Origin of the sequence: Leisingera methylohalidivorans DSM 14336 (assembly GCF_000511355.1) — a bacterium.
In the GTDB taxonomy this organism is placed as follows: Bacteria; Pseudomonadota; Alphaproteobacteria; order Rhodobacterales; family Rhodobacteraceae; genus Leisingera; species Leisingera methylohalidivorans.
The window spans coordinates 2,229,037-2,242,004 of sequence record NC_023135.1 but is presented as its reverse complement, the minus strand read 5'-3'; the positions used below and the strand labels follow the sequence as shown (position 1 = coordinate 2,242,004).

Annotated in this window: 12 protein-coding genes; 6 read left to right on the top strand and 6 right to left on the bottom strand. The window is 65.0% G+C overall.

Annotation, left to right across the window (positions count from 1 at the left end; all coding sequences use genetic code 11):
- Window positions 1-57 precede the first annotated feature (57 nt).
- The 5 genes from METH_RS11175 to cobA are packed head-to-tail and all read right to left on the bottom strand — an operon-like array spanning window position 58 to window position 3,942.
- A complete protein-coding gene (locus tag METH_RS11175; protein ID WP_024090577.1) occupies window positions 58-453 on the bottom strand; it encodes a DUF934 domain-containing protein in 396 nt (131 codons plus the stop codon).
- A 2-nt stretch (window positions 454-455) separates the two neighbouring features.
- Entirely contained in the window at window positions 456-1,217 is a 762-nt protein-coding gene (locus tag METH_RS11170; protein ID WP_024090576.1) for a phosphoadenylyl-sulfate reductase, read from the bottom strand.
- Between the two features lie 4 nt (window positions 1,218-1,221).
- Entirely contained in the window at window positions 1,222-2,886 is a 1,665-nt protein-coding gene (locus METH_RS11165) for a nitrite/sulfite reductase (protein ID WP_024090575.1), read from the bottom strand.
- On the bottom strand, window positions 2,879-3,187 hold the full coding sequence (locus METH_RS11160) for a DUF2849 domain-containing protein (RefSeq protein ID WP_024090574.1): 309 nt from the start codon (window positions 3,185-3,187) through the stop codon (window positions 2,879-2,881). The genes METH_RS11165 and METH_RS11160 overlap by 8 nt, the downstream gene beginning before the upstream one ends.
- Window positions 3,187-3,942: a uroporphyrinogen-III C-methyltransferase gene (gene cobA / locus METH_RS11155; RefSeq protein WP_044008404.1), complete on the bottom strand. Its 756-nt coding sequence runs from the start codon at window positions 3,940-3,942 to the stop codon at window positions 3,187-3,189. The genes METH_RS11160 and cobA overlap by 1 nt, the downstream gene beginning before the upstream one ends.
- A gap of 210 nt (window positions 3,943-4,152) precedes the next feature.
- Here cobA and METH_RS11150 point away from each other — a divergent pair, with 210 nt between their 5' ends.
- The gene (locus tag METH_RS11150) at window positions 4,153-4,620 is read left to right on the top strand and encodes an Lrp/AsnC family transcriptional regulator (RefSeq protein ID WP_024090572.1); all 468 of its coding nucleotides are present in this window, start codon (window positions 4,153-4,155) and stop codon (window positions 4,618-4,620) included.
- A 154-nt stretch (window positions 4,621-4,774) separates the two neighbouring features.
- Here METH_RS11150 and METH_RS11145 read toward each other — a convergent pair whose 3' ends face one another.
- Window positions 4,775-5,956, bottom strand: a complete 1,182-nt coding sequence (locus METH_RS11145; RefSeq protein ID WP_024090571.1) for a cytochrome P450 — start codon at window positions 5,954-5,956, stop codon at window positions 4,775-4,777.
- Window positions 5,957-6,015: 59 nt separating this feature from the next.
- Here METH_RS11145 and METH_RS11140 point away from each other — a divergent pair, with 59 nt between their 5' ends.
- The 5 genes from METH_RS11140 to METH_RS11120 all read left to right on the top strand — a co-directional run bounded on the left by METH_RS11140 (window position 6,016) and on the right by METH_RS11120 (window position 12,801).
- On the top strand, window positions 6,016-7,770 hold the full coding sequence (locus METH_RS11140; RefSeq protein WP_024090570.1) for a sensor histidine kinase: 1,755 nt from the start codon (window positions 6,016-6,018) through the stop codon (window positions 7,768-7,770).
- On the top strand, window positions 7,767-8,996 hold the full coding sequence (locus METH_RS11135; RefSeq protein WP_024090569.1) for a sigma-54-dependent transcriptional regulator: 1,230 nt from the start codon (window positions 7,767-7,769) through the stop codon (window positions 8,994-8,996). Before METH_RS11140 ends, METH_RS11135 begins: the two co-directional genes overlap by 4 nt.
- A gap of 636 nt (window positions 8,997-9,632) precedes the next feature.
- Window positions 9,633-10,634: a DctP family TRAP transporter solute-binding subunit gene (locus METH_RS11130; RefSeq protein WP_024090568.1), complete on the top strand. Its 1,002-nt coding sequence runs from the start codon at window positions 9,633-9,635 to the stop codon at window positions 10,632-10,634.
- Between the two features lie 113 nt (window positions 10,635-10,747).
- Entirely contained in the window at window positions 10,748-11,425 is a 678-nt protein-coding gene (locus METH_RS11125; protein ID WP_024090567.1) for a TRAP transporter small permease, read from the top strand.
- The gene (locus tag METH_RS11120) at window positions 11,425-12,801 is read left to right on the top strand and encodes a TRAP transporter large permease (RefSeq protein WP_024090566.1); all 1,377 of its coding nucleotides are present in this window, start codon (window positions 11,425-11,427) and stop codon (window positions 12,799-12,801) included. Before METH_RS11125 ends, METH_RS11120 begins: the two co-directional genes overlap by 1 nt.
- The last annotated feature ends 167 nt before the right edge of the window (window positions 12,802-12,968 follow it).

Sequence of the window (12,968 nt, the reverse complement as noted above, 5' to 3'; positions counted from 1 at the left end):
CGCAGGACGCAACGGAACCGGTCGGGTACAGGGTTTCCCGGCCGCGGGAGGGCTGGCTTAGCGGGCAGCGGTGCTGCCGCGCAGGCGGGCCTGATAGCTGTGGTCCTGCCAGTTGGCGCGGGCCAGCCACTGGTTCTCGGGCTGGCGGGCGGCCAGATCGTCGCTGATCTCCACCTCGTCAAAACCCGAGCGGCGGGCCATCGCATACTGGTCGGCCAGCACATGGCCAAAGGCGCGCAGGCGGCCCTCATAGCCTTTCAGCCGCAGCTGGCGGGCCAGGGTGAAGCCGCGCCCGTCGGCAAAGCTGGGAAAGCTGATCCGCACCAGTTCGACGCCGTCCAGCGCCACATCATTGAGGCTGGCATCCGACTGCAGCTCAAGCACGCTGCTGCCGTCAAAACCGCCGGTCCAATCGTCCTGGGCAAAGCCCGTGTCCGTCACGATAACAGTCATCGTTAAGCTCCTGTTCGTACCATTTGGCCATCCACCACGTGGATGCCGCATTCTTCTTTGTTTTCGCCGCGCCAGCGGCCGGCCCGGGGGTCTTCGCCTTCCTTCACCGGGCTGGTGCAGGGCGCGCAGCCGATCGACGGGTAGCCCTTGGCCACCAGCGGATGCCGGGGCAGGCGGTTCTCGTCCATATAGGCGCGCACGTCCTCCGGCGCCCAATGGGCCAGCGGGTTGATCTTGAGCCGCCCGGTGCCGTCCTCGACCTCAAAGAAATCAAGCGCGGCGCGGGTGCCGGACTGGAACCGCTTGCGGCCGGTGATCCAGCCGTCATAGCCCGCCAGCGCCTTTTGCAGCGGCACCGTCTTGCGCAGGGTGCAGCAGGCGTCCTTGTCGCTGAATTTCAAGGCCCCGTAGGGATCCTTTTCGGCGATGTCGTCGGCGCGGATGATGCGCACGTTGCGCAGGCCCAGCCGCTCGCTCACTTCCTGCTGATAGATCAGCGTCTCGGTGAACAGCAGTTCGGTGTCGACAAAGACAACCGGCGTCATCGGGTCGATGACCGCAGCCATGTGCAGCAGCACCACGGATTCCGCGCCGAAAGAGGAGACCAGGGCGATATGCCCCGCGTCCTTTAATGCGCCCTCCATAACCGAGGTGGCCGAATGGTGGCGGAAGCGCGCATTCAGCGCCTCCGCCTTGGCGGCCAGCTCCCGGTCCCGGGGGCTGACGGGCTCCCCGGCGGGCGTGTTTCCGGCTGTGTGGAACATCAGATCAGGCGACCTTTTTCTGAGCCTCGGGATAAAGCGCTGCCTTGAACGGCTCCATGCCGATCCGGCGGTAGGTTTCGAGGAAGGTTTCCTCAGCCGCCTCGCGCCGGGCCATATAGACCTCGACGATGCGCTCCACCGCAGGCACGATTTCGTCATAGGCAAAGCCGGGACCGGTGCGGGTGCCGATGGCCGCCGTCTCGGTGGCGTCGCCGCCCAGGGTGATCTGGTAGTTCTCCACCCCTGCGCGGTCCAGGCCAAGAATGCCGATATGGGCAACATGGTGGTGGCCGCAGGCGTTGATGCAGCCCGAGATCTTGATCTGCAGATGGCCGATGTCGTGCTCCATCTTCAGCTCGTCGAAACGGGTTGCGATCTCCTGTGCCACCGGGATCGAGCGGGCGGTTGCCAGCGCGCAGTAATCCATGCCGGGGCAGGCGATGATGTCCGAGATCAGGCCGACGTTGGCGGTGGCCAGGCCGTGCTCTTTCAGCTTGGCGTGGATCGCGGGCAGGTCGTTCTTGTGGACATGCGGCAGGATCACGTTCTGCTGGTGGCTGATGCGCAGCTCGTTATAGGCGTATTGCTCGCCCAGATCCGCCATCAGCCGCATCTGCTCGGCGCTGGCGTCGCCCGGGGTTGCCCCGTGCGCCTTGATCGAGATGGTAACGATGGCGTGGCCCTCGGCGCGGTGCTCGGCCAGGTTGGTGTCGGCCCAGGCGCGGAACACCGGGTCGTTTGCATAGGCGGCATCGAACACTTCGGTGGAGCCGGAGCGGAAGTCCGGCGCCGCGAAATGCTCCTTGATCTCGGCCAGCAGCTGCTGGTCGGTGCCGTCGAACTGGCCGCGCAGGCCCATAAAGGCTTCCTCGACCATCGCGCGGATGGTGTCGATGCCGTTCTCCTGCACGGTGATCTTGATGCGTGCCTTGTATTTGTTGTCGCGCCGGCCCAGCACGTTGTAGACGCTGAGGATCGCCTCCAGGTAGGGCAGCAGATCCGCCTGCGGCAGGAACTCGCGCAGCACCTTGCCGACCAGCGGGGTGCGGCCCAGCCCGCCGCCGACGACAACCTCGAAGCCGGTCTCGCCGTTGCGCTCGACCATGCGCAGGCCGACGTCATGCGCCTTGGTCACGGCGCGGTCGTTGGGGCTGCCGGTGATGGCGATCTTGAACTTGCGGCCCAGGAACTGGAATTCCGGGTGGTCGGTGGACCACTGGCGGATCAGCTCGGCATAGGGGCGGGGATCGGTCAGCTCATCCTTGGCGGCGCCGGCGAAATGGTCGGCGGTGGTGTTGCGGATGGTGTTGCCCGAGGTCTGGATGGCGTGCAGGCCAACCTCACCCAGCGCGTCCAGCATATCCGGAATGTCGCGCAGTTTCGGCCAGTTGTACTGGATGTTCTGGCGGGTGGTGAAATGGCCGTAGCCCTTGTCCCACTTTTCGGCCAGCAGCGCCAGGGTGCGCATCTGGGCGGAATTCAGGGTGCCATAGGGCACCGCGACCCGCAGCATATAGGCGTGCAGCTGCAGGTAGACGCCGTTCATCAGGCGCAGCGGCTTGAACTCGTCCTCGGTGAGAGAGCCGTCGATGCGGCGCTCGACCTGGGCGCGGAACTGGGCGTTGCGTTCCGCCAGGAAGGCTTCGTCGAACTCGTTGTACTTATACATTGGCTTCGGCCTCCTGCTTGCCGTGGAAGTAGTTCGAGGGGCCGGTGCGGCGGAAGTCCTCGCGGAAATGGGTCGGCTCGGGGCCGTTGGGGCCTGCCTTGGCGTCGGCCAGATAGGCGCCGACAATCCTGATGTTCTGCTTCTCCGCCTCCAGCAGGCGCAGCTGGGCGTCTGCCTCATCGGTGATCAGCTCAGCCTCGGACAGGTTGCGGGTCCAGGTGTTGCCGGCGGTGAAATAGATCACGTCGCCTTCCAGCAGGTCGTTGGCGGTGATGACTTTGGGCGTAAAAGGGCGGGCCATTATGCAAGCTCCGTTTTGAGGTCGTTCAGGGCGGCGGCCGCCTGGCGCGGCGCAAGGCCCAGGAATGTGAGGGCAGGGCCGTCGAACCCGGCCGCATCAAGATCGGCGGGCAGGCGGTCCAGGTTGGTTTCCAGCACCCGCTGTCCGGGGCGGGAGGCGTTTTCAATAATCGTTACCGGCGTGGCGCGGTCCGCCCCGTGCATGATCAGCCGGCCCTGCACGAAGCGGGCGGATTTCTTGCCCATGTACACCGCGGCAACCTCGCCCGGGCGCGCCAGGGCGGCCCAGTCGTGATCGGCAAAGCCGGTCATCGCGTGGCCGGTGAGGAACCGCACCGAGGTGTTGCGGCCGCGCTGGGTCAGGCTTTGGCCGATGGCGGCAACGGCGGCGGAGGCCGCGGTGATGCCGGGGAGGATGGTATAGGCGATGCCGGCCGCTTCGCAGGCGGTCAGCTCTTCATCCAGGCGGGCAAAGATGGTGGGATCGCCGGCCTTCAGCCGCAGCACCTTGCGGCCTGCCTTGGCATGGGCCACCAGCCGCGCGTTGATCTCGTCCTGGCTGACCTGCGGGCCAAAGCCCTCCTTGCCGACGTTTTCCAGCACCGCGTGCGGGCCGGCCAGCGCCAAGATTTCATCGCTGACCAGACGGTCATGGAGAATGACATCGGCGTTCTGCAGCGCGCGCAGGGTTTTGACGGTCAGAAGATCCGCATCGCCGGGGCCGGAGCCTGCAAAGACAACCCGGCCCGCAGCCATGCAGCACATGCTGCCGCGGGTGTGAGCGGTGGCATTGGCAGCATGTGTAGTGTGTGCAGGCATCTTGGCGGCCTCTCCAGTGTGTTTGACTTGAAGGTAGATATAGGAAATATTCCCGGTATTGCGCTATATGTCTGCGGAAATAAGAACACTGGTTTTGCCGTGATGAGGCAGCGGGCCGATTGGTCCTCACAATAGGAGAAAACAGGAATGACGGTGCGGATCGACGCCACTGACCGGAAAATTCTGGCTGAACTGCAGCGCGACGCGAGCCAGTCGCTGGATGAAATCGCCCGCCAGGTGGGGTCCTCGAAGACCCCGGTATGGAATCGGATCCGCAAGCTGAAGGAGGCCGGTGTGATCGGCCAGCAGACGGTGCTGCTGGACGCCGAGGCGCTGGGGTTCGAGGCCTGTTTCTTTGTCCTGATCCGGACCTCGGAGCATGAGGCGGACTGGCAGGCGAAATTCTTGCAGGCGCTGCGCGACCGCCCCGAGGTGCAGGAAGCCCACCGGCTGGCCGGCGACATCGACTATATCCTCAAGGTCCGGGTGCAGAATGCCCGCGCCTATGATGTCTTCTATCAGGCGCTGATCGCCGAGGTGCGGGTGCATAATGTGACCGCGCTGTTGTCGATGGAGGAGATCAAATCGACAACCATGCTGCCGCTGCAGGCCTGAGGGGTTTGAGTATTTAAGACCAGAAAGGCGCAGCCGGGAGGGTCCGCTTCTTTCTGGCCGGGAAATACTCCGGGGTTTGGGGCAGAGCCCCATGTCAGGCATGCGTTTGGGGCAGAGCCCCGTGTCAGGCATGCGTTCGGGGCAGGCCCCCGGACTAAGAACTGACCAGCAGCCGGGTCAGGCCATGGAAATGGTAGGTATTGGAGTATTCCGGTTCGGCTGCCAGTTTCAGATCCGGGCAGCGCCCGAACAGGATCGGCAGGGCAATCTGCATCTCCAGCCGCGCCAGCGGCGCGCCGACGCAGAAATGCAGCCCGCCGCCAAAGCTCTTGTTCACTTTCGGCGGCCGTGACGGGTCGAACACCTCTGGCCGGTCCAGCGCCGATGGGTCGCGGTTGGCGGCGGCCAGCAGCAAGGCCACCTGATCGCCGCGCTGGAAGGTATGGCCGAACACCTCGGCCTCCTCATAGGCGTAGCGGGTGAACATATGCAGCGGCGGATCAAAGCGCAGGATTTCCTCGACCAGCCCTTCAATGCCGTCCGGCGCCAGCCAGTCCGGCTGCCAGCCCTGCTGCAGCATCGTTTTCACCCCGTTGCCCAGCGAATGCACGGTGGCTTCATGGCCCGCGTTCAGCAGCAGGATGCAGGTGCCGATCAGCTCATCCGTTGACAGTTTGTCGCCTTCTTCCTCGGCTGCGATCAGCCGGGTGATCAGGTCGTCGCGGGGGTCGTTGCGGCGCTTGCCGATATAGCCGCGCAGGAATTCCGTGAACTGTTGCGAGGCCTCTGCCGCGGCGTGCTCTGTCTGTTCGGTGCGCGATGCCTGATACATCGCCACCATCCTGTGCGACCAGTCCAGCAGCTGCGGCGCCATCTCTTCGGGCACCCCCAGCAGGCGGCAGATGGCGATCACCGGCACCTGGGTGCAATAGGCGTCCAGCAGATCGAAAGGGTCCGCGGGGAAGGCATCGATCAACCGGTGGCACAGAACCTCAAGGCCCGGCTGCAGCGCCGCGATCTCGCGCGAGGTGAAGGCGCGCAGCACCAGGCGGCGCAGGCGGGTGTGGCGGGGCGGTTCGGCGTCCAGCATCGAATGCGCCTCGGCCGTCAGGAACGGGGCGAGATGGGCGGGGCCGTCCTGGCGCATCTCTTCCGGCACCTCGCGGCCGAAGCGGCGGTCGCGCAGCAGCATATGCACGGCGGAATGGCCGAAGGCGGCCGCCATGCCGTAATCCTGCCAATGGTGCAGCTGGCCCTGCTCCCGGGCGGCGGCATAAAACAGGTAGGGGTCCTGCACAAAGGCGGGGCCGGTGGGGGATTGGGTCAAGGTTTTCATATACCGGATTTTGCCGGCATGGCTGGCCAATGCAAGGGGGCGGCTGATAACGTGCGGCCATGAAAACACAAAACTATCTTCGCTGGAGCCTGCCTGCCGGGTTTTTGCTGGCGGTGGCGGCGCTGGCGCTGGCGGTCTGGTCTTACGGCTACCGCCAGGCGCTGGACAGCCTGGCCGAGCGCAGTGCGGCGGATCTGGCGCTGGCGTCGGACCGGGTCAGCACCCAGTTGCAGGTTTATCAGGAATTGGCGGTGCTGACAGTGGAACACCCGGCCCTGCGGGATCTGTCTGCGCCGGACCTGCGTGCGCAGGCGGCAGAGCTGCTGCGGTCGGTTGCGGATAAAACCGCGGCGCTGGATGTGTTCTTTGCCGCTGCAGACGGGACGGTGCTGGCGGCTGCCGAAGGGGTGGCGGCGGCCGGCGTGGCCCGGCAGGGCTACTTTACCCGTGCCATGCAGGGGGCCCTGGGCACCGGCCACGGCGTGCTGCAGCCGGGCGGCAAGCGGGCTTATTTCTATGCCGCTCCGGCCTTTGGGGCTGACGGGCGGGTGCGCGGCGCTCTGGTGGTGGTGGCCGATGTGGCGGATGTGGAGCAGACTTGGCGCGGCTCGCTGCCGGCGGTGTTTTTTACCAATGCAACCGGCGAGGTGTTCATTGCCAACCGCTCGGAACTGCTGTTCTGGCAGCGGGTCGGCGCGGAACCGGCCGCCGGCAAGCCGCAGGTGACCGGCAAGCGCCTGCACGCCGGGCATGAGATCTGGTCGCTGCGGGGCAGTGCCTATCTGCCGCAGCAGGCGCTGCACCTGTCGGTGCAGCTGCCGGTGATCGGCATGACCGGCGAGATCCTGGTGGATGTGGCGCCGGCCAGGGCCATTGCGGCGCTGCAGGCGGCGGCGCTGGCGGCGGTGTGCCTGGCGTTCGGCGCCATGCTGTTCATCGTGATGGAGCGCCGCCGCACCCTGGCCGAGGCCAATGCGGTGCTGGAAAGCCGGGTGGAACAGCGCACCAAGGCCTTGTCGCTGGCCAATGACCGGCTGCGCCGGGAGGTGCGGGAGCGCGAGGAGGCCGAGGCGGCGCTGAAACGCGCGCAGGAGGATCTGGTGCAGGCGGGCAAACTGTCGGCGCTGGGGCAGATGTCGGCGGGGATCAGCCATGAGCTGAACCAGCCCTTGATGGCGATCCAGCAGTATGCCGAAAACGGCACCGCCTTTCTGCAGCGCGGCAAGGCGGAGCGCACCGGCGAGAACCTGGGACGGATCGCCGATATGGCGGCGCGGATGGCGCGGATCATCAAGAACCTGCGCGCCTTTGCCCGCAACGAGAGCGAGCCGATGGGCCGGGTGGATCTGCTGCAGGTGATCGATACCGCGGTGGAGCTGACCACGCCGCGGCTGAAGGCGGATCAGGTGGCGCTGCGCTGGGACCGGGGCCGCCATGCGGATCCGGTTCTGGCCTGGGGCGGCGAGGTGCGGCTGACGCAGGTGTTTGTCAATCTGATCAACAACGCGGCGGATGCGATGCAGGGGCAGACGGAGAAGATGATCGCGGTCTCGGTTGAGACCGGGCCGCGGCTGCAGGTGCGGGTGCAGGACAGCGGTCCCGGCATCCGGGAGCCGGAGAAGATGTTCGATCCCTTTTATTCCACCAAGGCGGTTGGCAGCTCCGAAGGGATGGGGCTGGGGCTGTCGATCTCCTATGGGCTGGTGCAGAGTTTCGGCGGCAATATCCGCGGCACCAACACCGGCGGCGGCGCAATGTTCACCGTCGAGCTGGAGCCTTGGCGGGGCGCTGAGCAGAAAGAAGATGCCGCATGACCCGCAAGGTGCTGCTGGTCGACGACGATGCGGCGGTGCGCGAGGCGCTGGCGCAGACGCTGGAGCTGAACGATCTGGAAGTGATCGCCTGCGGGTCCTTTGTGGCGGCCAAGGATCACATCGCACCGGGGTTTGACGGCATCATCGTGTCGGACATCCGGATGCCGGGGCGGGACGGGTTTCATCTGCTGGATTATGCGCGGGGGGCCGATGACGAGCTGCCGGTGGTGCTGCTGACCGGCGAGGGCGACATTCCGATGGCGGTGAAGGCAATGTCGCGGGGCGCCTTTGATTTTCTTGAAAAACCCTGCGCCGCCGCCGATTTCCTGCCGGTGCTGGAGCGCGCTTTGAAAACCCGCGCCCTGGTGCTGGAGAACCGGCGGCTGAAACGGCAGCTGGAAACCGGCGATCCGGCCGCGCGGCTGCTGTTCGGCAGCTCGCCCCAGGCTGAAGAAATGCGGCGGCGGGTGCGGGCGGTGGCGCCGACCGGGGCCGAGGTGCTGGTCACCGGGGCGCCGGGCAGCGGCATTTCCAAGGTGGCCGAGGTTATCCATCTGATGTCGCCCGCGGGGCAGGGGCCGTTTGTGAAACGCCCGGCCGCCGGTCTGGCGGCGGAGACGGTGGCGGAGCTGTGCACCGAGGCCGCCGGCGGCTCGCTGTTTCTCGACGAGGTGCAGAGCCTGCCGGAGGCGGCGCAATATGCGCTGCTGGCGCAATTGGAGCAGGGCGGCGGGGTGCGCATCCTTGCCGGTTCCAGCGCCGGTCTGGCGGATAAGGTACAGGCAGGCGGGTTCAGCCCGGACCTGTTTTACCGGCTGGATGTGATGCGGGTGCGGATCCCGTCGCTGGCCGAGCGTCCCGGCGACATTCCGGTGCTGTTCCGCCATTACGTGGCGCAGGCGGCGGAGCAGGCCGGGATCGCGGCGCCGGAGATTTCCCAGGATCATCTGGCGGCGCTGATGGCACAGGACTGGCCGGGCAATGCGCGCTCCCTTATGTCGGCGGCGATGCGGTTTGTGCTGGGGATGCCCGAGGAAGCTGCGGCAGCCACGGGGCTGGGGCTGGCCGAGCAGATGGCGCAGGTGGAGCGTTCGCTGCTGATTGCGGCGCTGGGCCGGGCCAACGGGCGCGCGGCTGCGGCCGCCGAAGCCCTGAGGCTGCCGCGCAAGACGTTTTATGACAAGCTGGCCCGCTATGGCATCCGGCCCGAGGATTACCGGCGCTGAGAACGCTGGCGGCCGCGGTGCCTTGCGGCTGGTCTGGTCCGGCACTGCTGCCGGGGTATGAAGGAGGCGGCGCCGCCGGAAACCCCGGAATGGGGCAGGGGGCGGAGGGAGGATGGGGTTTTAATCCCATGCCCGCGTGAAGCCTTCGTTTCGGGGCGCCCCTGCACCCGATGAGGAGGTGGTCTTGGGGGCCCTGTGATCTCCTGTTGGTGCGGGGTGTCAGTCCGCACCGCGTGTCGCGACGGAGGAGAGTATCGCAGGGCCGCGTTAAGGACCGGCAAGCGGGGCGTGCGCCGGGGGCGCAACACCCCTGACCGGGGCGCCTGCGGACCTGTCGTGAGGGCGGGCAACTGCATGATTCCCGGGTTTTCTGTCCGGCGCTAACATTTGTGCGGATTTCCGCACAAAGCCGGGAGCGCCCTGTGCGGGATTTCGCACAGCTTTGACTTCCCTCGTCTGCGGAGGGTTCAATGGCGGCGGTAAGCCTATGCAAAAATGAGGAAAATTCAGGCGTCCGGTGAGTCTCGAATCAATTGTTGAGCGGTTTTGCGCAACTTGGGATGCTCTGAGCGGGCTTCAGCCATGCGCTGAATGCAACATCGGATTTACGAGAGATTTTTCTGGGAGGAAAAGACCATGAAATTCCTGACCACTGCCGCCACCGCACTGGCACTGGCCGTTACCGCAGGCGCAGCTTCGGCAGCCTGCGACGACGGCGAAATCGTGGTGAAGTTCAGCCACGTCACCAATACCGACAAGCATCCCAAGGGCATCGCTGCCTCGCTGCTGGAAAAGCGGGTGAACGAAGAGATGAACGGCACCATGTGCATCGAGGTCTATCCGAACTCGACGCTGTACAATGACAACAAGGTGCTGGAGGCGATGCTGCAGGGCGACGTGCAGCTGGCCGCGCCGAGCCTGTCGAAGTTTGAGAAGTTCACCAAGCAGTTCCGCCTGTTCGACCTGCCGTTCATGTTCAAGAACATCGACGCGGTGGATGCGTTCCAGGGATCGGAGACCGGCCAGGAGATGCTGGATTCGATGCAGCGCCGGGGCCTGCAGGGGCTGGCCTACTGGCACAATGGCATGAAGCAGATGTCGGCCAACAAGCCGCTGGTGGAGCCCACGGACGCCAAAGGGCTGAAGTTCCGGGTGCAGTCCTCGGACGTGCTGGTGGCGCAGATGGAAGCGATTGGCGGCTCGCCCCAGAAAATGGCGTTTTCAGAAGTTTACGGCGCGCTGCAGCAGGGGGTTGTGGACGGGCAGGAAAACACCTGGTCCAACATCTATGGCAAGAAATTCTTTGAAGTGCAGGACGGTGTGACCGAGACCAACCACGGCGCGCTGGACTATCTGGTGGTGACCTCGGTCGACTGGCTGGACAGCCTGGATCCGGCGGTGCGCGACCAGTTCCTGACCATCCTGAACGAGGTGACTGCGACCCGGAATGCCGAATCCACCAAGGTGAACAGCGAGGCCAAGCAGGCGATCATCGATGCCGGCGGCGTGGTGCGCGAGCTGACGCCTGAGCAGCGGGCAGCCTGGGTCGAGGCGATGAAGCCGGTCTGGGAGAAATTCGCAGGCGACGTCGGCCAGGAGAAAATCGACGCGGCGCAGGCCATCAACGCAGGCCTGTAACCGGCCCGCAGACCTGCAGCAGACAGGGCGCCCCCGCAGCGGGCGCCCTGCACCCGGCGCCGCGGCACTGACCGGCGGCCCATCAAAGCAATCCAAAATTTTGGGGGACTATAATGTCGGGGGCAAGAACCGGCCCAACCGGGCTACTCAATTCACTCGAAGAAACCCTGATCGCACTGCTGCTGGGGCTGATGACAATCATCACCTTTGCCAATGTGATCGCGCGTTTCGTGTTCAATTCCAACATCCTGTGGGCGCTGGAACTGACCGTGTTCCTGTTTGCCTGGCTGGTGCTGCTGGGGGCGTCCTACGCGGTAAAGGCGCATGCGCACCTGGGTGTCGATGCCATCGTCAACATGCTGGCGCCGGGTGCGCGGCGGGCGGTTGGCCTGTTTGCCGCCGCCTGCTGCATCGTGTTCTCCTTGCTGCTCTTGAAAGGCGCCTATGACTATTGGGCGGTGTTTGCGGATCTGCCGCCCACGTCGGGGCGGTGGTTCCCGACCGGGTTCGACATGACGGCGCGCAGCCAGAGCTTTTACGAGGTGCAGGATGTGCCGATGGTGGCGGTCTTCAAGTTTCTGGAAGATCTGATCAACTACGGCGAGTCCTACGAGAAACTGCCGAAAGTGGTGCCTTATGCGGTGCTGCCGGTGTCGATGCTGCTGCTGGTGTTCCGTTTCATCCAGGCGGCTTTCCAGATCGCGCGCGGTGAGGTGGACCGGCTGGTGGCCAGCCATGAAGTGGAAGATGAGCTGGACGCCGTGCGGGCGCAGCGCGGGGAGAATGATTGATGGAAGTGGTAATCCTCTTTGCGATGGTGATCGGCCTGCTGCTGATCGGGGTGCCGATTGCGGTGTCGCTGGGCCTGAGTTCCACGATCTTTCTGCTGATCTACTCCGACAGTTCGCTGGCGAGCGTCGCGGGCACGCTGTTTGAAGCCTTTGAGGGGCATTTCACGCTGCTGGCGATCCCGTTCTTCATTCTGGCCTCAAGTTTTATGACCACCGGCGGCGTGGCGCGGCGGATCATCCGGTTTTCGATTGCCTGTGTGGGGCATCTGCCGGGCGGTCTGGCGATTGCGGGCGTCTTTGCCTGCATGCTGTTTGCGGCCCTGTCCGGTTCCTCGCCTGCCACCGTGGTGGCGATCGGCTCCATCGTGATCGCGGGCATGCGGCAAGTGGGCTATTCCAAGGAATTCGCGGCCGGTGTGATCTGTAACGCAGGCACCCTGGGCATCCTGATCCCGCCGTCGATTGTGATGGTGGTCTATGCGGCCGCCGTCGAGGTTTCCGTCGGCCGGATGTTCCTGGCGGGGGTGATTCCGGGGCTGATGGCGGGTCTGATGCTGATGGTGACCATCTATGTGATGGCCAAGGTCAAGAATCTGCCCAAGGGCGAGTGGAAGGGCTGGGGCGAGGTCTTGACCTCGGCCCGCGATGCGGGCTGGGGGCTGTTCCTGATCGTGATCATCCTGGGCGGCATCTATGGCGGCATCTTCACGCCGACCGAGGCGGCGGCGGTGGCGGCGGTCTATGCTTTCTTCATCGCGAGCTTTGTCTACAAGGACATGGGGCCGCTGTCGAACGGCGAGGGCGCGGCCAAGACGCCGCTGATCAAGAAGCCTTATGCGCTGCTGACGGCCTTCCTGCACAGCGACACCAAACACACGCTGTTCGAGGCGGGCAAGCTGACCGTGACACTGCTGTTCGTGATCGCCAACGCGCTGATCCTGAAGCACGTTCTGACCGACGAGCAGGTGCCGCAGCAGATTGCCAATGCGATGCTGTCCGCGGGTTTCGGCCCGGTGATGTTCCTGGTGATCGTGAACGTGATCCTGCTGATCGGCGGCCAGTTCATGGAACCCTCGGGGCTGCTGGTGATTGTCGCGCCGCTGGTATTCCCGATTGCCATCGAGCTGGGCATCGACCCGATCCATCTGGGCATCATCATGGTGGTGAACATGGAGATCGGCATGATCACCCCGCCGGTCGGCCTGAACCTGTTCGTGACCTCGGGGGTGGCGGGGATGCCGATGATGGGGGTGGTGCGGGCGGCGCTGCCGTTCCTGGCGGTGCTCTTTGTCTTCCTGATCATGATCACCTATATCCCCTGGCTGTCCACCGTGCTGCCGAACGCGGTGATGGGGCCGGAGATCATAACCAATTAGGCAGGTGCCAAACAGAAAACGCCCCGGGAGACCGGGGCGTTTTTTGCTGCAGGGGAGGGGCGCTGCCCCTCTTGGCCTTTGGCCAATTCACCCCGGAGTGTTCAGGGAAAAATGAAAACCCAACTGGCTTCGTCTTTCCTGAAAACACTCAAATCCGAGGCCCGCGC

What these genes read in the sequence shown, in the direction of transcription:
- METH_RS11125 (WP_024090567.1), top strand. Translation starts at nt 10,748, where the DNA reads ATGTCGGGGGCAAGAACCGGCCCAACCGGGCTACTCAATTCACTCGAA.
- METH_RS11170 (WP_024090576.1), bottom strand. Translation starts at nt 1,217, where the DNA reads ATGTTCCACACAGCCGGAAACACGCCCGCCGGGGAGCCCGTCAGCCCC.
- METH_RS11145 (WP_024090571.1), bottom strand. Translation starts at nt 5,956, where the DNA reads ATGAAAACCTTGACCCAATCCCCCACCGGCCCCGCCTTTGTGCAGGAC.
- METH_RS11165 (WP_024090575.1), bottom strand. Translation starts at nt 2,886, where the DNA reads ATGTATAAGTACAACGAGTTCGACGAAGCCTTCCTGGCGGAACGCAAC.
- METH_RS11130 (WP_024090568.1), top strand. Translation starts at nt 9,633, where the DNA reads ATGAAATTCCTGACCACTGCCGCCACCGCACTGGCACTGGCCGTTACC.
- METH_RS11120 (WP_024090566.1), top strand. Translation starts at nt 11,425, where the DNA reads ATGGAAGTGGTAATCCTCTTTGCGATGGTGATCGGCCTGCTGCTGATC.
- METH_RS11140 (WP_024090570.1), top strand. Translation starts at nt 6,016, where the DNA reads ATGAAAACACAAAACTATCTTCGCTGGAGCCTGCCTGCCGGGTTTTTG.
- METH_RS11150 (WP_024090572.1), top strand. Translation starts at nt 4,153, where the DNA reads ATGACGGTGCGGATCGACGCCACTGACCGGAAAATTCTGGCTGAACTG.
- METH_RS11175 (WP_024090577.1), bottom strand. Translation starts at nt 453, where the DNA reads ATGACTGTTATCGTGACGGACACGGGCTTTGCCCAGGACGATTGGACC.
- cobA (WP_044008404.1), bottom strand. Translation starts at nt 3,942, where the DNA reads ATGGCTGCGGGCCGGGTTGTCTTTGCAGGCTCCGGCCCCGGCGATGCG.
- METH_RS11135 (WP_024090569.1), top strand. Translation starts at nt 7,767, where the DNA reads ATGACCCGCAAGGTGCTGCTGGTCGACGACGATGCGGCGGTGCGCGAG.
- METH_RS11160 (WP_024090574.1), bottom strand. Translation starts at nt 3,187, where the DNA reads ATGGCCCGCCCTTTTACGCCCAAAGTCATCACCGCCAACGACCTGCTG.